Annotated in this window: 27 protein-coding genes; 12 read left to right on the plus strand and 15 right to left on the minus strand. The window is 61.8% G+C overall.

Annotation, left to right across the window (positions count from 1 at the left end):
• Positions 1-17: 17 nt before the first annotated feature.
• Both rpsO and truB read right to left on the minus strand, forming a co-directional pair.
• Complete coding sequence (gene rpsO / locus P7228_RS01755) at positions 18-287, minus strand: 30S ribosomal protein S15 (protein WP_278016512.1); 270 nt, start codon at positions 285-287, stop codon at positions 18-20.
• A gap of 11 nt (positions 288-298) precedes the next feature.
• Positions 299-1303 carry a tRNA pseudouridine(55) synthase TruB gene (truB, locus tag P7228_RS01760; protein ID WP_278017683.1) on the minus strand — a complete coding sequence of 335 codons (1005 nt, stop codon included), beginning with the start codon at positions 1301-1303 and terminating at the stop codon, positions 299-301.
• A 65-nt stretch (positions 1304-1368) separates the two neighbouring features.
• Here truB and glpD point away from each other — a divergent pair, with 65 nt between their 5' ends.
• Positions 1369-2850, plus strand: coding sequence for a glycerol-3-phosphate dehydrogenase (glpD, locus tag P7228_RS01765; protein WP_278016513.1), 1482 nt, complete (start codon positions 1369-1371; stop codon positions 2848-2850).
• Here glpD and P7228_RS01770 read toward each other — a convergent pair.
• Positions 2847-3527: a site-2 protease family protein gene (locus P7228_RS01770; RefSeq protein ID WP_278016514.1), complete on the minus strand. Its 681-nt coding sequence runs from the start codon at positions 3525-3527 to the stop codon at positions 2847-2849. The genes glpD and P7228_RS01770 overlap by 4 nt on opposite strands.
• 24 nt (positions 3528-3551) lie before the next feature.
• Positions 3552-4130: a thymidine kinase gene (locus P7228_RS01775; RefSeq protein ID WP_278016515.1), complete on the minus strand. Its 579-nt coding sequence runs from the start codon at positions 4128-4130 to the stop codon at positions 3552-3554.
• Positions 4131-4228: 98 nt separating this feature from the next.
• Between P7228_RS01775 and P7228_RS01780 the strand changes: the two genes are divergently transcribed.
• Both P7228_RS01780 and P7228_RS01785 read left to right on the plus strand, forming a co-directional pair.
• Positions 4229-4798, plus strand: a complete 570-nt coding sequence (locus P7228_RS01780) for a YceI family protein (RefSeq protein WP_278016516.1) — start codon at positions 4229-4231, stop codon at positions 4796-4798.
• A gap of 102 nt (positions 4799-4900) precedes the next feature.
• Entirely contained in the window at positions 4901-6505 is a 1605-nt protein-coding gene (locus P7228_RS01785) for an AbgT family transporter (protein WP_278016517.1), read from the plus strand.
• 81 nt (positions 6506-6586) lie between these two features.
• Here P7228_RS01785 and rbfA read toward each other — a convergent pair whose 3' ends face one another.
• The 11 genes from rbfA to pspF all read right to left on the minus strand — a co-directional run bounded on the left by rbfA (position 6587) and on the right by pspF (position 17210).
• Positions 6587-6982 carry a 30S ribosome-binding factor RbfA gene (gene rbfA, locus P7228_RS01790; protein ID WP_278016518.1) on the minus strand — a complete coding sequence of 132 codons (396 nt, stop codon included), beginning with the start codon at positions 6980-6982 and terminating at the stop codon, positions 6587-6589.
• Positions 6982-7524 carry a DUF1697 domain-containing protein gene (locus P7228_RS01795; RefSeq protein WP_278016519.1) on the minus strand — a complete coding sequence of 181 codons (543 nt, stop codon included), beginning with the start codon at positions 7522-7524 and terminating at the stop codon, positions 6982-6984. Before P7228_RS01795 ends, rbfA begins: the two co-directional genes overlap by 1 nt.
• Positions 7524-7973, minus strand: coding sequence for a PaaI family thioesterase (locus P7228_RS01800; RefSeq protein ID WP_278016520.1), 450 nt, complete (start codon positions 7971-7973; stop codon positions 7524-7526). The genes P7228_RS01795 and P7228_RS01800 overlap by 1 nt, the downstream gene beginning before the upstream one ends.
• Complete coding sequence (gene infB, locus P7228_RS01805; protein WP_278016521.1) at positions 7970-10483, minus strand: translation initiation factor IF-2; 2514 nt, start codon at positions 10481-10483, stop codon at positions 7970-7972. The genes P7228_RS01800 and infB overlap by 4 nt, the downstream gene beginning before the upstream one ends.
• A 16-nt stretch (positions 10484-10499) precedes the next feature.
• Entirely contained in the window at positions 10500-11237 is a 738-nt protein-coding gene (locus P7228_RS01810; protein ID WP_278016522.1) for a DUF448 domain-containing protein, read from the minus strand.
• A complete protein-coding gene (gene nusA / locus P7228_RS01815; RefSeq protein ID WP_278016523.1) occupies positions 11218-12879 on the minus strand; it encodes a transcription termination factor NusA in 1662 nt (553 codons plus the stop codon). Before nusA ends, P7228_RS01810 begins: the two co-directional genes overlap by 20 nt.
• Positions 12879-13445 (minus strand): ribosome maturation protein RimP, encoded by a 567-nt coding sequence (gene rimP, locus P7228_RS01820; RefSeq protein ID WP_278016524.1) that lies wholly within the window; start codon positions 13443-13445, stop codon positions 12879-12881. Before rimP ends, nusA begins: the two co-directional genes overlap by 1 nt.
• Before the next feature lie 184 nt (positions 13446-13629).
• Positions 13630-14499 (minus strand): hypothetical protein, encoded by an 870-nt coding sequence (locus tag P7228_RS01825; protein ID WP_278016525.1) that lies wholly within the window; start codon positions 14497-14499, stop codon positions 13630-13632.
• 209 nt (positions 14500-14708) lie between these two features.
• The gene (locus tag P7228_RS01830; RefSeq protein WP_278016526.1) at positions 14709-15575 is read right to left on the minus strand and encodes a hypothetical protein; all 867 of its coding nucleotides are present in this window, start codon (positions 15573-15575) and stop codon (positions 14709-14711) included.
• Between the two features lie 255 nt (positions 15576-15830).
• Entirely contained in the window at positions 15831-16145 is a 315-nt protein-coding gene (locus P7228_RS01835; protein WP_278016527.1) for a hypothetical protein, read from the minus strand.
• Between the two features lie 24 nt (positions 16146-16169).
• Entirely contained in the window at positions 16170-17210 is a 1041-nt protein-coding gene (gene pspF / locus P7228_RS01840; protein WP_278016528.1) for a phage shock protein operon transcriptional activator, read from the minus strand.
• Positions 17211-17361: 151 nt separating this feature from the next.
• On the opposite strand from pspF, the gene P7228_RS01845 reads away from it, so the two are divergent.
• From P7228_RS01845 to P7228_RS01885, 9 genes are read left to right on the plus strand one after another with little or no spacing between them, the layout of a single operon-like run.
• Positions 17362-17514, plus strand: a complete 153-nt coding sequence (locus tag P7228_RS01845; protein ID WP_278016529.1) for a hypothetical protein — start codon at positions 17362-17364, stop codon at positions 17512-17514.
• Positions 17511-18443, plus strand: coding sequence for a phage shock protein PspA (gene pspA, locus P7228_RS01850; RefSeq protein WP_430732491.1), 933 nt, complete (start codon positions 17511-17513; stop codon positions 18441-18443). Before P7228_RS01845 ends, pspA begins: the two co-directional genes overlap by 4 nt.
• A gap of 13 nt (positions 18444-18456) precedes the next feature.
• Positions 18457-18744, plus strand: coding sequence for an envelope stress response membrane protein PspB (gene pspB / locus P7228_RS01855; RefSeq protein ID WP_278017684.1), 288 nt, complete (start codon positions 18457-18459; stop codon positions 18742-18744).
• On the plus strand, positions 18741-19118 hold the full coding sequence (pspC, locus tag P7228_RS01860) for an envelope stress response membrane protein PspC (RefSeq protein ID WP_278016531.1): 378 nt from the start codon (positions 18741-18743) through the stop codon (positions 19116-19118). The genes pspB and pspC overlap by 4 nt, the downstream gene beginning before the upstream one ends.
• Before the next feature lie 24 nt (positions 19119-19142).
• Positions 19143-19457, plus strand: a complete 315-nt coding sequence (locus P7228_RS01865; RefSeq protein ID WP_278016532.1) for a hypothetical protein — start codon at positions 19143-19145, stop codon at positions 19455-19457.
• Positions 19457-19801, plus strand: coding sequence for a hypothetical protein (locus tag P7228_RS01870; RefSeq protein WP_278016533.1), 345 nt, complete (start codon positions 19457-19459; stop codon positions 19799-19801). The genes P7228_RS01865 and P7228_RS01870 overlap by 1 nt, the downstream gene beginning before the upstream one ends.
• Positions 19801-20118 (plus strand): hypothetical protein, encoded by a 318-nt coding sequence (locus P7228_RS01875; RefSeq protein WP_278016534.1) that lies wholly within the window; start codon positions 19801-19803, stop codon positions 20116-20118. Before P7228_RS01870 ends, P7228_RS01875 begins: the two co-directional genes overlap by 1 nt.
• Positions 20118-20423 carry a hypothetical protein gene (locus P7228_RS01880; protein WP_278016535.1) on the plus strand — a complete coding sequence of 102 codons (306 nt, stop codon included), beginning with the start codon at positions 20118-20120 and terminating at the stop codon, positions 20421-20423. Before P7228_RS01875 ends, P7228_RS01880 begins: the two co-directional genes overlap by 1 nt.
• Positions 20420-20692: a hypothetical protein gene (locus P7228_RS01885; RefSeq protein WP_278016536.1), complete on the plus strand. Its 273-nt coding sequence runs from the start codon at positions 20420-20422 to the stop codon at positions 20690-20692. Before P7228_RS01880 ends, P7228_RS01885 begins: the two co-directional genes overlap by 4 nt.
• Positions 20693-20715: the final 23 nt, after the last annotated feature.

Raw genomic sequence — 20715 nt, forward strand, 5'->3', positions numbered from 1 at the left:
GCCGCTCCGTAAAATTCTTACTTACGAAGACCCAGCTTCTGGATCAGTGCGTTGTAGCGCTCGACGTCTTTCTTCTTGAGATAGGCGAGCAGGCTGCGACGCTTGTTGACCATCATCAGCAGGCCACGACGCGAGTGGTTGTCCTTGTGATGATCCTTGAAGTGCTCGGTCAGGTTGCGGATGCGCTCGGTGAGGATCGCGACCTGTACTTCCGGGCTGCCCGTGTCGTTGTTGTCGCGGGCGTTGTCCTTGATGATTTCTGTCTTCTTTTCGGCAGTAACCGACATGTTCTTCTCACTTACTCTGCGACATCTGGTAGGTTGAAGCCCCTGACGACCTTGGCCGTACCAGCATTGAGTTCCATCAGCGCCACGGGCACGCAGTCCAGCATCGCACAATAGAGCCCATCGCTGTGGGGCATCTCCGTAAGCACCCGGCCCTGGCGGACCGCCTGCGCGCTAACGGAATCGAGTTGCAAGGCCGGGATGTCGTCCAGCCCTGCCTCGAGCGGCAGGAGTAGGTCTTGAAGTGGCGCGCCCTTACCGATTTCGTTCAGTTTGTCCAGCGAAATCGCCTGTTCCTCGCGGAACGGGCCGGCCTTGATACGCCTCAGATAGGTAACGTGACCGAGCGTTCCAAGCGCACGTGCGATATCCCGTGCAAGAGAGCGGATATATGTGCCTTTCGAAACATGCGCGATGAGGGTCACGGCATCGGCCAGTTCGAGCGGGGCAGATGGATCGTAGGGATCGGGCCTGCCACTGGTTGTTTGAAAGGTGGACTCGATCTCGCGACCTTCCCGGTAGGTCGAAGCGAGGCTTAGCGAATGGATCGTGACCCGCCGCGTCTTCATCTCGACGTCCTCGCCAGCGCGCGCACGGTCATAGGCGCGCTTGCCGTCGATCTTGATGGCAGAATAGGCGGGCGGCGCCTGTTCGATCTCGCCCGTGAAATGCTCGAGCACTGCCGCGACCGCGACCATCGGCGGCCGGCGATCTGAACGCTCGATCACCTCTCCCTCGGTATCGAGGGTAGCGGTTTCCTCGCCGAACTGAATCGCGAATTCATAGATCTTGCTCGCATCGAGCATGCGCCCGGCGAGCTTGGTCGCCTCGCCAAGTGCGATCGGCAGCACGCCTTCGGCCAAGGGATCGAGCGTGCCGCCGTGCCCGACCTTGGTCTTGGCATAGCCCCCTTCGCGCAGATTGCGCTTCACCGCGGCAACGGCCTGGGTCGAGCCGAGGCCGCGCGGCTTGTCGAGGATCAGCCATCCGTGTGGTGCAGGTTTCCTGCTAGCGGTCATTTTTTCGGCATCGGTCACGGGCGCCCCCTAGCCAAACCTGGGCATTGACGCCAAGCATTCCGGCAATGAGCGCAGACTTCGACCTTCTCATCATTGGCGGCGGTATCAACGGAGCGGGCATCGCGCGCGATGCGGCGGGGCGCGGTGCGAAGGTGCTGCTGGTCGAGAAGGACGACCTGGCGGCGCACACCTCCAGCGCCTCGACCAAGCTAGTGCACGGCGGTTTGCGCTATCTCGAGCATTTCGAGTTTAGGCTGGTTCGCGAAAGCCTGATCGAACGCGAGCGGCTGCTCAGGATCGCGCCGCATATCATCTGGCCGCTGCGCTTCGTCCTGCCGCACGACAAGGGGTTGAGGCCCAAGTGGATGCTGCGCCTCGGCCTGTTCCTCTACGACAACCTCGGCGGGCGGAAGCTCCTGCCGCCGACCAGCACGGTCGACCTGCGCCGCTACCCGCATTCGGAAATTCTCGAGGATCGGCTGACCAGGGGCTTCGAATATTCGGACTGCTGGGTCGAGGACGCGCGGCTGGTGGTGCTCAATTGCATGGACGCCCGCGAGAGCGGCGCCGACATTCGCACCCGGACCGAGTGTATCGCGCTCGAACGCGGCAAGGATCGCTGGACCGCTCGCCTGCGCGACCGGCATGGCGAAAGCGAGGTTTCGGCCCGCATCGTCGTCAATGCCGCGGGGCCGTGGGTCGACGAAGTCCTCGGCCGCGCCATTCCCGACAAGCCGCACCAGAACCTGCGGCTCGTCAAAGGCAGCCATCTGGTCTTCCCCAAGCTCTACGAAGGTCGCCACGCCTATATCTTCCAGAACCGCGACAACCGGATCGTTTTCGCGATTCCCTACGAGCGCGAGTTCACGCTGGTCGGGACCACCGATGTGCTGTTCAAGGACGATCCCGATCTGGTCAGAATCTCGGATGAGGAAAAGCGCTACATCTGCGACGCTATCAACGAATACCTGAAGGTCGATGTCACGCACCATCAGGCTATCTGGGACTACTCCGGCGTACGCCCGCTCTACGAGGATAACTCGGCGAACAATTCCACGGTTACGCGCGATTACGTCTTCGAACTCGACGATACGGAAAGGGCGCCGCCGATCCTGTCGGTCTTCGGAGGCAAGCTCACCACCTATCGCAAGCTCGCCGAACACGCGCTCGAGAAGCTGGGCGGCCTCGACGGCGAAGCGTGGACCGCGAACTCGCCGCTACCGGGGGGCGATATCGATCCGGCGCGCTTCGATCACGAGTTTGCCGAAACCATGGCCCGCTTTCCCTGGTTCGGCCCGGAAGGCGTGCGCCGCCTGATGCGCGCCTATGGCACTCGGATCGAACGCGTCCTGGGCGGAGCGCGGAGCACCGACGATCTGGGCGAACACATGGGCGGCGACCTCTACGAAGCCGAGCTTGAATACCTTGTTCGAGAGGAATTCGCGCAGGGTGCCGAAGACGTGCTCTGGCGGCGCAGCAAGCTGGGGCTGCATCTCGACTCCGCAGCGCAGCAGCGCGTCGCCGACTGGTTTGCTGCCCGTACCTAGCCCGAGACGGCAGCGGCCAGCGACAGGTATTTTTCGAGCGCCCATTCGACCGGAGGACCGATCGTGTTTTCGAGCACGCCCAGCTCAGGCGCGAACCATGTCACCGCGACCAATCCGAAGAACAGGACCATGCCGAACGGGCGCAGCTTCTCGTAGAGATGCACGTATTTGCGCGGCATCAAGCCCTCGACGATGTGCGAGCCGTCGAAAGGCGGGATCGGCAACAGGTTGAAAATGCCGAGGAATATGTTGATCAGGATGAAGTAGAACAGGCCCTGCGTCAGCAATCCCGGTTCGGCCCCCGCCTCGATCTGCAGCGAAGGCGCCAGCAGGCCGAGCGCAATCGCTCCGATAGCAGCGAGGACAAAATTGGTCCCCGGCCCTGCCGCGGCCACTGCCATCATGCCATAGCGCGGGTTATCGAGCCGCTGCTTCACCACCGGCACTGGCTTGGCCCAGCCGAAAATCGGACCGCTCGCCAGCGCGAGCATGCCCGGCACCAGCAGCGTGCCGACCGGGTCGACATGGCGCAGCGGATTGAGGCTCAGCCGCTTGCGTTCCTTGGCGGTCGGATCGCCGAGCAGGTTGGCGACATAGCCATGCGCAACTTCGTGGAAGACAATCGCGACAATCAGTGCCGGGACCAGGACGATAATGAGAGCGAGGGTTTCGTTCATTGACGGTAGATAGGGTAGCCCGGCCTATCCCGCCAGAGCCTCGCTGAAATGCTTGCGGCACAGCGCGACATAGCGATCGTTGCCTCCGATCTCGGTCTGCGCGCCTTGTTTTACCGCAGCGCCGCTTTCATCGACCCGCAGGTTCATCGTCGCCTTGCGGCCGCAATGGCACACCGCCTTCAGCTCCACCAAGGCATCGGCAATGCCTAGCAGCGCTGCCGAGCCCGGGAAGAGTTCGCCCTGGAAATCGGTGCGCAGGCCATAGCAAAGCACGGGAATTCCGCCCTCGTCCGCGAGGCGCGCGCACTGCCAGACCTGCTCCTTGCTGAGGAACTGCGCCTCGTCGATCAGCACGCAATCGAGGGGTTCAACCCGATGCGACGCCATGACGTCCGCCCACAGATCGGTGGCTTTTCCATAGCGATGCGCCTCTGCGCCGAGCCCGATCCGGCTTTCAATCGCCTTGTCGGCACCGCGATCGTCGAGCTGTGCAGTCCACAGCATGGTGTGCATCCCGCGCTCGCGATAGTTGAAGTCCGCCTGCAGCAGCGTGGTCGACTTACCAGCGTTCATGCTCGCATAGTAGAAATAGAGTTTCGCCATGCGCCCCTTCTTGCCCAGCGGAAGGGAATAGACCAGCACCCTAAACGTTACTCCACAATTGGGTTATGGTGCCCGCTGGGGACATGATGGAGAGTCGCATGATACATGTCCGCCTGTTGCTGTTGCCGATCCTGGCTGCGCTCACAATCGCCAGCTCACCGCTCAACTACGTGCTCGATGCCAGCGCCAGCTCGGTGTCCGCCAAGGTCGCCTTCTTCGGCCTCGCCAGCAAGACCGCGCAGTTTCCCAACATGGCCGGGAGCGTCCGGATCGCGCCTGAGCAACCCGACAAGGCCTTCATTGCAGTCACACTCGATGCCAGGAAGCTGACTGCGCCCGACGAAGTGACACTCAAGCGCCTGCGGGGAGAAAAGTTCTTCTGGGTAGAGAAATATCCCACCATCCAGTTCTTCGGCGACAGGTTGACGATGATCGATGCCAGGCGCGCCAAGGTCCAGGGCAAGCTCACCGCGCGCGGTGTCACCCGCGAGGAGACGCTGGATGTCACATTCGATACTGCGCCCCTGACTGCCCCCAAGGGCAAGGCGATCACGCTCTCGGGCGAAATGCAGATCGACCGCCGCGATTATGGGATGACCGCCTATCGCCTGATCGTGGGTCGCAAGGTCACGATCAGGATGAACGCGCGGCTGGTGCCCGGCGGCTGACTGGACGCTCCGCCGTATTCGACGACCGCCATTCACGGGGCAGACAGGGAGTATTCCCAATGCTAGGCCCCTGGAAAATATCGTCGAACCCGGAGAATTTGGATGGATGGAGCGGCAACCGCCAAGAATGGCGGCTTCCTCGGCTGGATAGAGCGTAGCGGTAACAAGTTACCCGACCCCGTCTTCCTGTTCTTCTATTTCATCCTCGCGCTGATCGCGATCAGCCTGGTGGCCGACCTGATGGGCCTGGGCGCCGCACACCCGACCGAGATCGATCCCGACACGGGCGCGGCGCGCATCATCGCCGCCGAGAGCCTGCTGTCGAGCGAGAACATCCGCCGTCTCTGGAATGAGATGCCGGAGACCTACACCCATTTCCACCCCTTGGGATATGTGCTCATCGTTATGTTCGGCGCGGGCGTGGCGGAACGGGTCGGCCTGTTCGGTACGGCCATGCGGGCAGGTCTGCGCAATGCGCCCAGGGCACTGCTCACGCCGCTGGTGGTCTTCGTGGGGATGATGGGCAATCATGCCGCAGACGCAGGCTATGTCGTCCTGATCCCGCTCTCTGGCATCATCTTCCATGCCGCCGGTCGCCATCCGATCGCAGGCATCGCCGCCGGGTTTGCCGGGGTATCTGGCGGCTTTTCGGCCAATCTCATTCCCGGCCAGCTCGATGCGCTGCTGTTCGGGATTACCGAGGCTTCGGTCGAAACCGTGTTCGGGGATTACGCCGCCAACATTGCCGGTAACTGGTACTTCATCGCCGGGATGACCTTCATCTTCCTGCCGGTGATCTGGTACGTCAACGACCGGATCGTCGAACCGCGACTGGGCACCTGGGATCCGCAGTTCGCCGATGCCAAGCTGGCCGGCCCGCAGGAGGACCGCCCGCTGACCGAAGGCGAAAGCAAGGGGCTACGCTGGGCCGGCCTCGCCGTGCTGGCCGTATGCGCTGTGTGGGCGCTGTTCGTTTTCATGCCGAATGCCCCGCTCTACGATGCACAGGCAGCGCCCGAAGCGCGCCTCGCACCGTTCTACAAGAGCCTCGTCGCCTTCTTCATGGTGCTGTTCCTCGCCGCGGGCTGGGCCTATGGCAAGGCAACGGGCGTGATCGGCAACCATCGCGACCTGGTCAAGATGATGACCGGCGCGATGGAGGACATGGCCTATTACCTCGTACTGGTGCTGGCGATCTCGCACTTCGTGGCGATGTTCGGGTGGTCGAACCTCGGGCTGATACTCGCCGTGTTCGGAGCCGATGTGCTGGGTTCTTCCGGTCTACCGGCCTGGGCTCTGCTCGCCGCGATCATCCTGGTGTCGGCCTTCATCAACCTGTTCGTAGGATCGGCCAGCGCGAAATGGGCGCTGCTCGGCCCGGTGCTGGTGCCGATGTTGATGCTGCTCGGTATCTCGCCGGAGATGGCAACCGCCGCCTACCGCGTCGGGGATAGCGCGACGAACATCATCACGCCGCTGATGACGTTCTTCCCGCTGATCCTGATCTTCGCCCAGCGCTGGGATCGGAATTTCGGCCTCGGCAGCCTTACTGCGATGATGTTGCCCTTCTCGATCGGCCTGATGATCGCAGGGCTGGCAATGACGATCGGCTGGGTCGTGTTCGACTTGCCGCTTGGTCCGGGTGCAGACGTGTTCATCGAAACGCCGACTACGATCGAGCCAGCGGGAGCGGTTTCTACTGGTTGATTTGCCGATCTGCGTGCGTCGCGGATTGGCGCGACGTGACGGGCCCGCGAAGCGACATGGTTGCCGCTAGTTGATGGGCGATCAGTCCTCGTCGAGGTCGCGCGCAACCTTGGGATCGCGGAGAAGAGCCTCGATCCGGTCTGCCTCGTCGAAGCTCTCGTCGGCGCGGAACTGCAGCTTGGGCGCGAACTTCAGGCCCAGTCGTTTGGCGACTTCGCGCTGGAGAAAGGCGGTATTCTGCCGCAGCGCGGTGACGATCTCGTCCTCACCCTTGCCGAGCAGCGGCTTCACATAAGCTGTCGCATTGCGCAGGTCCGGCGTCATGCGCACCTCGGTAACTGCGATATTGGCAGCCGAAACGCGCTCGTCATGCACCTCCTGGCGGGCGAGCAGCTCACTGAGGATATGTCGCACGCGCTCGCTCACCTTGAGAACTCGGACCGAGTGCTGTTCGGGGGTGAATTGTTGGCGGGCCATTATTCCGATGCTTCCATCTTCGCGATGATACGCTTGAGCGAGGTCATATTGCGCGCCGTTCCGCGACAGCCAAGCCTAATTTCGAGGAACCTCCCCGTGAGGTCGGAAACCCCTACCCCATGGACATAGTCCAGATAAAGTACCTGGTTTCCCAATGCGAGCCTTTCGGCTCCGCGGTCACGATGTTCTTGCAGCAGTGTGTCGAAGCTTTCCTGCGAAGGCTGCCGGGGCAGGAAGATGGTGTGCACCATCCTGTCGCTCCCCTCGCCGTGAAACGGATTGTCCCTGACGGCCGAGCGAACTTCATTGAGTGTTCGCAGCGTGACGACGCTCGCAATCTGGAAATTCCTGGCGATCACCTCGGCGATGCGATCGGCGAGCAATTCGCGGCTTTCGCTCGAGCTGAAGATGACATTGCCGCTGGCGGCGACGGTTTCTACCGGTCCGAAGCCCGCCTTATCCAGCACGCCGCGCAAGGCCTCCATCTTGATCCGATTGCCGCCGACATTGATGCTGCCGAGCAACGCCAGATAACGCGCCACTAGCGGGTCGATCCCGCTTCTGGCGGAACCGGTCGTGCTGTCGGAATGGCGGTCGACGTGGCGCGGGCAAGCACCTGCCCTTCCTCGCTCAGCAATTCGCCTTCGAGGAACACCACCCGACGGCCAGCGCGTACAACTCTGCCCTTGCCGATGATCGTCGCCCCTTCGGGCAAAAGCCCCAGGAGCTGCATCGAGATCTCTAGGTTGAGCGGCGCCTGTTCGCCGCCAGTCATCGCGACATAGGCATAGCCCATGACGTCATCGAGATAGCCCGCGACGAGACCACCCTGCACGCCGCCGCGCCAGGTGGTCATCGCACGCTTGATCTCGAACCTCATGGTCGCGGTCGCGCTCTCCTCGTCGAAACCGAGGAACTCGGAGCCGAGCAGAGCGGTATGGGGCGAACCGTGATCGCCGATCTGGTCGTCCGGAAAGAACGCCTCGGTCACAGGGTCCGCTCACGCTCCTCGACTTCGAAGACTTCGAGGTTGTCGCCCGGCTTGATGTCGTTGGTGTCTTCCAGCACCACGCCGCATTCGAGACCGGCGCGGACTTCGTCCACATCGTCCTTGAACCTTCGCAACGAGGCGATTGTGGTTGCCGAAACGATGACATCCTCGCGGGTGAGGCGAGCGTGGAGACCCTTGCGGATCGCACCCTCGAGCACCAGCAGACCGGCAGCCTTGTCCTTCTTGCCCGCAGGGAAGACCTGCTTGACCTCGGCCCGGCCAACGACATGCTCGATCCGCTCGGGGCCGAGCTCGCCTGCCATCTCCTTCGCGATTTCTTCGGTCAGGTGATAGATGACGTCGTAATACTTCATCTCGACACCGTCGCGCTTCACCAGGTCGCGTGCCTTGGCATTAGGCCGCACGTTGAAGCCGATGATGGGCGCGTTGGACGCCGCAGCCAGCGTCACGTCGCTTTCGGTGATGGCACCGACGCCAGCGTGCAGGACGCGGACCTTGATGTCGTCATTCGAAAGGTTGTGCAGCGCAGTCGTGATCGCCTCGACCGAACCCTGCACATCAGCTTTCACCAGCAGCGGGAATTCGATCACGTTCGATGCGAGGTTGTTGAACATCGTATCGAAGCTGGTCGGCGCGAGGGCGGTACGCTTTTCGGTTGCCTTTTCCTGGCGATAGGCGGCGACTTCGCGGGCGCGCTGTTCGTTCTCGACCACGGTCATCTGGTCGCCTGCCCCCGGCACGCCGCCGAGACCAAGCACCTCGACCGGCGTCGAAGGACCGGCTTCCTTCACCTGCTTGCCCTTGTCGTCGATCAGTGCACGCACACGACCGCTCTCGGTGCCGACGACGAAGGTGTCGCCGCGCTTGAGCGTGCCGCGCGTGACGAGCACCGTCGCGACCGGGCCGCGGCCCTTGTCGAGCTGCGCTTCGATCACTGTCGCTTCCGCATCGCGGTCGGGGCGGGCCTTGAGCTCGAGCAGTTCGGCCTGCAGCAGGATCTTCTCGATCAGCTCGTCGAGACCCGTTCCGGCCTTGGCCGAGACCTCGACGTCCTGCACATCGCCCGACATCTTCTCAACGATCACTTCGTGTTCGAGCAAGCGGTTGCGGATGTTGTCGGGGTTCGCCTCGGGCTTGTCGATCTTGTTGATCGCCACGATCATCGGGACGCCAGCAGCCTTGGTGTGATTGATGGCCTCGATCGTCTGCGGCATGATGCCGTCATCGGCCGCCACGACCAGCACGACGATGTCAGTGACATTGGCACCACGCGCACGCATCTCGGTAAAGGCCTCGTGCCCCGGCGTGTCGAGGAACGTGATCTTGTGCTTGTCCTTGGTCTGGATCTGGTAGGCGCCGATATGCTGGGTGATGCCTCCGGCTTCGCCCTTGGTCACGTCGGTGCCACGCAGCGCGTCGAGCAGCGACGTCTTGCCATGATCGACATGGCCCATGATCGTCACGACCGGCGGGCGTGCCTTGAGCGTTTCTTCCGGATCCTGATCCTCCGAAGTGTCGATATCGACATCACTTTCGGAAACGCGGGTGATGTTGTGGCCGAATTCCTCGACCAGCAACTCTGCCGTGTCCTGGTCGATCGTCTGGTTGACGGTCACCATCATGCCCATATTGAACAGCGCTTTCACCAGGTCGGCGCCCTTTTCCGCCATGCGGTTGGCGAGTTCCTGGACGGTGATCGCCTCAGGCACGACCACGTCGCGGACCTGCTTCTCGCGCGGAGCGGCTGGTCCACCGTGAAGGCGGCGTTCCTTTTCGCGCGCACGCTTGAGCGCGGCGAGCGAACGGGCGCGGCGACCCTCGTCTTCGTTGAGCGCACGAGTGACGGTCAGCTTGCCAGAGCGACGCTTGTCCTTGCCACCGGTCGGCGCACCGCGAGCGGGCTTTTCTTCCTTCTTCTTCTTTTCCGGACGCTTCGGCTCGGGCCGGGCTACCGGAGTGAACTTACGCGGAGCAGGCGTGGGCGTACCCTCATCGGCCTGGTCCGGCACTTCGACGGCGTCATCCGCTGCCGGAGCCTCGGCCTCGACCTTGGCTTCGTCAACGGCGCGCTTCTCGGCCTCTTCCTCGGCCTTGCGATTTTCTTCGGCGCGCTTCTTCTCGTCTTCGGCAGCCTTCTTGGCAGCCTTGTCGTCACGCTTGCGCGCTTCCTCGGCCAGGCGCAGGCGCTCTTCCTCGGCCTCGCGCTGGAGGCGAGCGACGCGCTCCTGCGGCGTTTCGGCAGCCGGAGCAGGCTTCTTGGGCGCAGCCTTCTTGGGTGCCTCCGCAACCGGTGCGGGCTCGGGTGCCGGTTCGGGCGTCGGCTCGGGCGCGGGCGCTTCGCCCGGCTTGACGAGCTTGCGGCGGCGCTTGACCTCGACCGCAACCTTGTTGGTGCGGCCGTGGCTGAAGGTCTGCTTGACCTCGCCAGCGTCGACCGACCTCTTGAGGCCTAGCGGTTTACGGGCAGGTTTGGTTTCTTCGTCGCTCATCTAGCTCGCTTTTCCTTCACGCGTTCAATTCGTCGTCCTGGCGCTGCGCCATCGGCACAGAACCTTCTGTTTCAACAGGCTTTTCGCCCTCGATATAGTGCAGCAGGCGCGCCAGGGCCTGTTCGACCCGCTCTGCCGCTGCGGCATCGGCTAGCGCCAGATGGACGACATTCTCGCGGCCCAATGCCACAGACAAAGCCGCCCGGTCCAGTGGTAACACTCGCCCACGTTCGCCCGAACCTTCGGCATCGCGCCCCACGCGCCATGCCTGATCGAGCTTCTTGCGTCCGTCCTCGCTCGCATCCGCTGCATGGAGCAGCATTGCGATTCGGCCCATCCGGGCCTGTTCGGCGATACGGTCCGACCCAAGCACAAGCTTGCCCGCTCGCAGCTCGAGGCCCAACCGGTCCCTGAGGCTGCGTTCCAGCGCCTGCTCGACCAGATCGGCGAGATCCTCCGGGATCGACAGCGACGCACCCTTGAAGGCACGCGCCAGCGCTCCCTTGAGATGGCCCTTGGCCGTGGCTGCTTCAAGTTCAGCGCGGGTCACGCCGATCCAGGCCCCGCGTCCCGGCGCCTTTGCGGCCGGGTCGGGCAACACCAGCCCTTCGGGAGAAATCGCCAGCCGCACGAGGCTATCGCGCGAGCCATGCTCTCCCGAAAGGATGCAGCGGCGTTCGGGCTCGGAAGCGTTCCGTGCCTTGGGCCGGCCAGCGATGTCGGACGTCAGGCGCTCATTGGGTGGAGTCCGCATCGGCGGCCTCCTGGGTGTCGGGCTCTTCCGTGGAAGTGGCGGGTGCCTCTTCCTCGTCGTCGAACCAATGGGCGCGGGCAGCCATGATGATCTCGTTGCCCTGTTCTTCGCTGAGGCCGTACTCGCCCAGCACGCCGCCCTTGTCTTCGGTGCGCTGCGGGCGCCGCATCGGCGGCCCGTCGGCATTGTTGCGGCGGCGCGGAGCCTCGCGCTTCTTCGCGATCAGCTCGTCGGTGGCGAGATCGGCGAGGTCGTCGAGCGTCTTGATCCCGGCCTTACCCAACGTCACCAGCATAGCTTCGGTGAGGTGCGGGATTTCGGCAAGGTCGTCTTCGACGCCCAGTTCGCGGCGTGCCTCGCGGTGCGCTGCTTCCTGACGATCGAGCGCTTCCTGGGCGCGGTTCTGGAGTTCCTCGGCAAGTTCGTCGTCGAAGCCTTCGATGCTGGCAAGTTCGGCCAACTCGACATAGGCGACTTCCTCGAGCTCGGCGAAACCTTCCGCCACGAGCAGCTGCGACAGCGTTTCGTCGACGTCGAGCTCTTCCTCGAACATCTTCGAGCGTTCGGCGAATTCCTTGCTCCGCTTTTCGCTCGCCTCTTCCTCGGTCATGATATCGATCTGGTGACCGGTGAGCTGGCTGGCGAGGCGCACGTTCTGACCGCGGCGGCCAATGGCGAGCGAAAGCTGATCGTCGGGAACGACCACCTCGATGCGACCATCGTCCTCGTCGAGAACCACGCGGCTAACCGTTGCCGGCTGCAGCGCGTTGACGATGAAGGTCGCGGTGTCTTCCGACCACGGAATGATGTCGATCTTCTCGCCCTGCAGTTCCTGCACGACGGCCTGGACGCGGCTGCCCTTCATGCCGACGCAGGCACCAACCGGATCGATCGAGCTGTCGTGGCTGATCACGCCGATCTTGGCGCGGCTGCCCGGGTCGCGGGCAGCGGCCTTGATCTCGATGATCCCGTCGTAGATTTCGGGTACTTCCTGCGCAAACAGCTTGCGCATAAAATCGGGGTGCGCGCGGCTCAGGAAAATCTGCGGGCCGCGATTGTTACGCTCGACCTTGGTGATCAGCGCGCGAACTCGTTCGCCGACACGCGCGGCTTCGCGCGGGATCTGCTGGTCGCGGCGAATGACACCCTCGGCGCGGCCGAGATTGACGATCACGTGACCGAATTCGACCGACTTGATCACGCCGGTGATGACTTCGCCCGCGCGATCCTTGAATTCCTCGAACTGGCGCTCACGCTCGGCATCGCGGACCTTCTGGAAGATCACCTGCTTGGCCGATTGCGCGTCGATGCGGCCGAGATCGACCGGCGGCAGCGGATCGACGATGAAGTCGCCCAGCTTGGCATCCGCGTCCAGCTTCTGCGCCTGCTTGAGATCGACCTGCTTGAAGTAGTCTTCGACTTCCTCGACCACTTCGACAACGCGCCACAGGCGCAGGTCGCCGGTTTGCGGATCGAGCTTCGCACGGATGTCGTTCTCCGCACCATAGCGGTTGCGGGCGCTCTTTTGGATCGCTTCTTCCATCGCCTCGATGACGATCGCCTTGTCGATCATCTTTTCCGAGGCAACCGCGTTTGCGATCGCGAGCAGCTCGGCCTTGTTGGCGGAAATTGCACTGGCCATCAGTCGTCAGCCTTCTCTGTTTCGTCTTCGACTATGTCCTCGGCACCGGTGGTGTCGAGAGGTTGGGTTGCAGCGATCAGCTCGTCGGTCAGGACGAGCTTGGCGCTATGAATATTGTCGAGCGGGAAGGAAACCGCGCCCGCCTTGTTATCTTCAACGGTAACCGTGTCGCCCTCGATGCCGAGGAGCTTACCACGCAAATTGCGAACGCCGTCGACCTTTTCGTTGAGCGAGACCTTGGTCTCGTGCCCGGCCCAGTCGGCGAAGTCCTTCGCCCTGGTCAGCGGACGGTCGATGCCGGGCGAACTTACTTCGAGATGATAGGCACCCTCGATCAGCACCTCGCCGATTTCTTCGGCCGCGTCGATCGCATCGGAGACACGGCGGCTGAGCGCGGCGCACTGGTCGATGATCAGCTGCCCGGTTGCCGGGTCCTCGGCCATGATCTGGAGCGCCATGCCGCCATCGCCGGCTTCGGACGGCATCATCTTCACGCGCACGAGGTCGAATCCCAGGGCTTTCGCCTCGGGTTCGATGATCTCGGTCAGTCGCGCGATATCCGCCATTCGGTCTCCGTTTCGATCCGCATCGCAGCAACGAGGTTTTGGGCCGGCCCCTTGCGGCGCCAGCATCCAAACCTTGTCACGACAATGTCGGGATGGCGGCTAAATAGGCGCGGCCAAATAGAAAGGCAAGCACCAAAGAAAAGGGGCCGTCCACCGAACCCCTTTCCCAGTCAGACCCAAAAAATCAGAAGTCGAAGATCCGCTCACCCTTGTGACGCCGGGGTCCTTCATGATGATGATCACCATGCTCGCCCGCTGCCTCGATCGTCCATGTTACGTGAGTAACGATCCTCGTCCCGTCGCTCAGTGCGCGTTCGTAGACGAATGGCTTGCCATTGGGCAGGAAGTCGATTGGCCTGCCCCAACTCTCAGGCGTGTTGCCCACGGATGGAAGACTGGCGGGCTTGCCACGCGGCTTGTTCCCGCCCTTGCCACCACCATTGCCGCCCCCATCGCCAGTTCCGCCGCTGGTGGGATACATTGCCTCCAATTGCTCATAATCGTGCGCGTCGGGCGTCATGTCGATCTCGGTCGGAGTGCTGGTATATTCCATGCACGAGTCGGTTGTATTCGAATTGAAGTTCTCGTTCTGATGGCCGAGACCGTAATCGTGTCCAATCTCCTGGCACATCACGAGCTGGCGCCAGATGTCGCTATCGTAGCGGGGCTGGTTGAAATAGAAGTCGTTGACCTTGGTCCAGCCAGCCTTGATCTCGTTCCCGTTGAGGCTGATGCTGGCTAGGCCCAGCCACCCGACCGAGCCATAGTCGTCACTGCAAACGTGGATTTGTCCCGTGATGAAGTCGCATTCAGGATTGTTGCCGCCCTTTACCGTACCATTGACGCTAGGCGATTCATTCCAGGCCGCACTGGCTGCAGCGGCGCGGCCTTGCCAATCGCTACTGGCGGTATTGTCGTAGATCACCACGGCAAGGGGCGTTCCGTCCCAAGCCCAGGCATACTTGCGCCATTGGTGGCGCGCATCGGCCGAAGTGGCGAGAAGTGCGACAACGGATACGCCGGCAATTGCGCCGGATTTCAGCAGAAATTTCATGATCATCTCCCGCAATGGGGATTTTCGCTCTGGCGACCCCGCCCTTGCTCCAAAACCCCAGTCCCAAGTCACTGTTGATAAGCGCTGACCTTGCTCAAGGCAAACCGGGCGCAGGAATTATTGGCGGAGCAAAAAGGGGCGGGAGAGACCCCTCCTCCCGCCCCGATGCGGCCCTGGCGCGACCCAAGGGCAACGGTTGATTCAGCCGATCAGTGTTCGTGATCGTGGTCGGGTCCCTTGTCGGGTGCCCAAGTGACATGCGTGACGAATTTCACGCCCGCGACATCGCGGACGAAAACGTGCGGTTTCCCGTTCGGAAGGTAATCGACCGGGCGCCCCCAGTGTTCGGGCGTGTTGCCGACCGGAGGCAGGGTGAACTTGTTCTTGCCCTTGCCACCGCCGGATCCCCCGCCCTTGCCGCCGCCCTTGCCCTTGCCGCCGCCACCGCTGCCGCCATCGGTCCCGCCGCCGCCGTCAGTTCCGCCGCCACCGGCGTACATGATCTGCAACTGCTCGTAGTCGTGGTAGTCGGGATGTTCGTTGTCGGCAGGCCAACTCGTGTATTCCATGCACGAATTAGTGGCATCGGTACCGAAGTTCTCGTTCTGATGGGCGAGCCCGTAGTCGTGGCCGATTTCCTGACAGGTCACCAGTTGGCGCCAGCTGTAAGTGTTGTACCGCTCCTGCAGGAAGTAATAATCGTTGAGCTTGGTCGTGCCCGCAACGATCTTGCCCCCGGAAAGCGCGATGCTGGCCAGTCCCAGCCAGCCATTCGAGCCATAATTGTCGTTGCAGACCTGGATCGTGCCGCTGACAAAACTGCAGGAGGTATTGTTGCCATAGGCCATTGGCGCTTCGATCGCCGGTGAAAGATTCCAATCGTATGCTGCTTCCTCGACGTGCGCCCGCCAATTGACATCGGTATTGTCGACGATCACCGCATCGACCGGGTTCACCCCGTCATAGGACCAGGCATAACTCCCCCACCAGTGATGCGCCTGTGCGGTCGGCACCGCGAGTCCAGCCCCCAAGGCTGCGACAGCCGCTCCAGCAGAATATAGCCGCTTCGAAATCATTGCCTGGTCCCCTCGGTCTTTCCCGGATCAGGGGTTCGACCAGTGAAGGCTAATTCCAGCTGAAATTTGATGACTGACATCGATGGCTAATGTCGATGCAAGTATGATCATAAGCCAGGGAGAATCGGGTAAGTTCTGTGTTTACAGGTACTTGGGCAATAGGGACGAATTTGGCACGAGATCGTCATCAACCATGGAAATCGCCGGGCTCAACGCGAGCGGATGAATCATTGGCCAACGGAAGCTTGAAGATCGCTACGTTTCGCAGGCCGCCAGGAGCTCGGTCAATTCCTCCTCGAGCGCTTCCTCCGCTTCAACGTTGTCCGGCTCCTCGACGCTGCGGTCCCACTTCTCGTCATATTCCGCCTGCGCACTGACGCAATCCTCGCTGGGCTCGTCTGTCGTCGGCTCCACTTCGTCTGCGTCATCCTCCTGCTCAGCCCTTTGCTCCAAGGCAACGGAGGCGATCTCTTCCGCCTGGTCGTCGGCATACTTGTTGAGAGCAACGGCGACCGCAGCAATGATCAGCGCAATGAGCAAGATGCCCAACAATCGACCCGGTCCGCGCATGCAACCCTGACCCTTCTCTTACCTCTACTCGCTCGCCTCGATCAGGCCATGCTTCTTGATGCAATGGCGCAACTGGTCATAGCTCAATCCCAACGCCTTGGCAGTCTGCCTCTGGTTCCACCGATGCCTGCCCAGCGCATGCTCGACTATCGTCCGCTCATGCTCGTCTACCGCAGCGCGCAGATCGTCAATCGAGTCGTAATCGGGTGCTGCGGCTGAGGCCGCCCCGTTACTCACCATTGCGCTCGCAGAGGCATCTGCCGATTTGCGGTGGTTAGGCACGAAAGGTTTCCAAGGGCTTTCGAATGGATCGAACTGGGCATAGCCGATCGGCTGGCCGGGATCGTCCCAGCGATAGACCGCGCGCTCGACGACGTTACGCAGTTCGCGAACATTGCCGGGCCATTCGTGCTTCTCGAGCTCGTTCGCGACATGCGGCGCGAAACCCGGCCAGTCATGCCAGTCGAGTTCGGCTGCCATGCGGCGCCCGAAGTAATCGGCGAGCACGGGGATATCGCCCTCCCTCACCCGCAAGGGCGGCAGTGTGATGACCTCGAAGCTCAATCGGTCGAGCAGGTCGGCACGGAATTCGCCGCGATCGGCCAGCGCGGGCAGATCGTCATTCGTCGCAGCGACGATCCGCACATCGACCCGGATCGGACGCGAAGATCCGATGCGCGTAACCTCGCCATATTCTACCGCGCGGAGTAACCGCTCTTGCGCGCCCATCGAAAGAGTGCCCAATTCGTCGAGAAATAGCGTGCCTTTGTCGGCTTCCTCGAACCTTCCGACCCGCGCCTTGGTAGCACCGGTAAACGCACCTGCCTCGTGACCGAACAGTTCCGCTTCGATCAGCGTTTCGGGAAGCGCGGCGCAGTTCATGACCACCAGCGGCTCGTCCCAGCGGGTTGAGAGGCGATGAAGACGTTCGGCGATGAGTTCCTTACCCGTTCCTCGCTCGCCGATCACCAGCACGGGGCGGTTCATCGGGGCGGCGCGCGAGGCACGCTCGACCGCATCAAGAAAAGCGCCCGACTGGCCGATAAACTGGTTATCCCGTTCCATTGACCAATCTATAGTGAAAATTCCCAATTCTTGGCAATACCTACCTTTTCGGAATTTTAATCTATCTCGTAATACACTGTTACTACATGGTTTTTACAGTTTGGCACACCCCTTGCTGAATGATGAACGAAACACAAGGGAGTTTGAGAACATGTACAATCGCCGCTTCTTCCAGACCAAGCTGGGACAGGCTGCTCTCGCGAGCATCGCGGCGATGGCCGCCTTCGTGGCCCTCTCCACGCAGATGCATGCGAGCCCGGCCTTTGCGTCGGCGCCTCAACATGAACTCGTTGAGATCGCATGACCAAGCCTACACCTAATACCGAAATTGGGCCGGAGCGCTCAGTCCCCTCTGATACCCCCCCCGGAGGCGCTTCTTCCAGTCCCAGCGCTTCCGCTCCGGCCCAAACCCCTCCCGGCAAGCGCATCTCGCGCCTCGATGCCGAAATAGAAAAGCTGCGCCGCAGCCCAACACCAACCCAGGCGCAAGGTACCAGCGCCGAACGCCAGCGTGACGACGCTTTCATCAATGGAGTAGCCTTCATGGGCATTTTCAGCCGCACTCGCGATATCATCGCTGCCAACTTCAACGACATGCTCGACAAGGCCGATGACCCGGCCAAGATGATCCGCATGATCATCCTCGAGATGGAGGAGACGCTGGTTGAGGTGCGCGCCAGCGCGGCCCGCACGATCGCAGACCAGAAGGAAATGCACCGCCACACCGTCAAGCTCGACAAGCTCCAGGCCGACTGGGGCGAGAAGGCGCAGCTGGCGTTGAGCAAGGATCGTGAAGACCTTGCCCGTGCAGCGCTGGTCGAGAAGAAGAAAGCGGCCGACATGGCCGACCAGCTGAAGCAGGAAATCGCGGTGCTCGACGATGCATTGCGCGCCTACGAGGCCGACATTCAGAAGCTGCAGCATCGCCTTCGCGAAGCCCGCAGCCGCCAGACCGCCATCGCCGCGCGCCTCGAAAGCGCCGAGAACCGCGTCAAACTGCGCACGCTGATGAGCACCGAGCGGACCGACGAGGCGCTCGCCCGTTTCGACCAGCTCGAACGCCGGGTCGATTACGCCGAAGGCCGCGCCGAAGCGCTAAGCATTGCCGACCAGTCGGGCAAGCCGAGCCTGTCCGACGAGATCGCCGCGCTCGAAGGCGCGGACCAGATCGATGACGAACTTGAACAGATGAAGAAGGCGCTGGGAAAGAATAGCGCCGAGAAGGAGGGCTAAGACCGTGGAAGAAATGTTCATCATACCCATGGTTGTGATCGGACTTCCGTGGCTGATCCTGCATTACATCACCCGCTGGAAAACCGCCGCGACCATCACCACCGACGATGAAGTGCTGCTGGACGAGCTCTATCAGCTTGCCAAGCGCCTCGACGAACGGATGGACACGGTCGAACGCCTGGTCGCGAGCGACAACCCCGAGTTCCAGCCCAAGCGCCTGATCGCCGACCAGGAACGCGACAATCTGCAGTTGCGCGAGCTTGAGAACCTGCTTGCCGAGAAGAAAGGAAGTGCACGATGAATAGCCCCCGCACGACGCTGTACCGCGACAAGTTCAACGCGAAACTGATGGGCGTCTGTTCCGGCATCGCGGACTACACCGGGGTTAATACCTTCTGGGTCCGCCTTGGCGCGCTGCTCCTCATCCCGATGACGAGCGGCATGGTGATCCCGGCCTACTTCATCGCCGGCATCCTGCTGAACAAGAAGCCCGCCAATCTCTACGTCGACAAGGACGAACAGCAGTATTGGCAGCGAGTCCGGCAGAGTCCCAAGCGCACCGCCAGGGAGATCCGCGCCCGCTTCCGCGACGTGGATCGTCGGCTGGCCGATGTCGAGACCTACTACGTCTCGAGCAATCCGCGACTGAATGCCGAAATCGAGCGCCTGCGCTGAGCCTGGAAGGGGAGGGACTGAATTATGGATGCCGGATTTCTAGCACTTCTCATTCCGATTATCGGTGTGTCCATTCCGATCGTCGCGATCTGGTCGAAACATCGCCAGAAGATGATGGAGATGCAAATCGGGGCCACGGCTGAAGCCAGCGCTGAAAAGGCTGCGCAATACGCGAGCCAGATCCAGCGGCTCGAAGACCGGGTCCAGGTGCTCGAACGGATTGTGACCGATCGCGGCTATGACGTCGCAACCCAGATCGAGGCGCTGCGCGACACGCGCCAGGTTGAAGAGGCTGGCAGCGGCGTGCCGCTCGAGATCGCCAAGAAGGAGACCGCGTGATGGATTGGGGGAGCCCTGTTTTTGTCCTGGCGATCATCGCACTGAGCTACTCGTGCTGGCTGGTGAATAACTGGATCCGCGCGAAGAATGGCTACGCTCTCGAGAACGAGTGGGGTGGCACGACTGAAAAATCCAACACTGTAGAAGCGCAACAGCTCCGCGCTGAAAATCGCGAACTGCTCAAGAAGCTGGACACCATGCAAGACCGCATGATCGTGCTCGAAAAGATTGTCACTGACCGCGGCTACAGCCTTTCCGAAGAAATCGAAGCACTGCGCGACAAGCGCGGCGACGAGACCGGCAGCGTGATGTCGCTCGATTTCTCGAACAAGGAAACTGCATAATGGATTTCGGAATTATCACCCCCGCCGTGATGGGCATCGGCGTCGTCAGCATGTCGATCGCTTGGGTGGTCAACACCTGGATTCGCGTACGCAACGGCTATCCGCTGGAAAGCAGCTGGGGCAAGCCGATTTATCCGCAAAAGAACGATGAGTCGATCGAGCGGGTCAAGCTACTCAGCCAGGAGAATGCTCAACTGCGCGCCGAGCTCGGCTCGTTGAAAGATCGGCTCGCCAATGTCGAGCGCATCGTGACCGATAGCGGCTATCAGCTGACGCACGAGATCGACCGGCTGCGCGAAGAGAAGGAGGTCAACTGATGGACTTTGAACTTCTCATCATCTTCGGCTTCATCCTGATCGCGGCCTCGATGCTGCTCTCCTTTGCCAAGAAGGCACATCTGAGAACGATCATGCACGAAGAGCGCAAGCTGGAGCTGCTCGCCCGCGCCGAAGAGGCCAAGGGCGGAAAAGGCGGTGAAACCTACCGCAAACTCGAAGAGCGTGTTCGCGTGCTCGAGCGGATCGCCACCGACAGCAACCATGCGCTGGCAACGCAGATCGAACAGCTGCGCGACCTGCACGAGCTGGATGGCATTGAATCCCAGAAGGAAGTTGCACGATGAGCAGTTGGGCAATCGTCGCGGTCGTCGCAATAGCTGTCTGGGGTATCGTCCAGGCGATCAAAGCGCGGCACGGGATCACCACCGACAAGGACGGCAACCAACACCGCGTAGTCGAAGAAGACCAGGAAACGCGCAAGGAGATCGAAGCCCTGCGTGAGAGGATCCAGGTGCTCGAACGGATCGCCACCGACGGCAATTCGCTCGACGCCACCGAAACCAAACGCATCGCAACCGAGATCGAAGCCCTGCGCGACAAGCAGGACAGTTAGGTTCAATTCGAGGCCCAGTGCCG

The sequence above is a fragment of the Altererythrobacter sp. CAU 1644 genome (assembly GCF_029623755.1).
Taxonomy (GTDB): domain Bacteria; phylum Pseudomonadota; class Alphaproteobacteria; order Sphingomonadales; family Sphingomonadaceae; genus Erythrobacter; species Erythrobacter arenosus.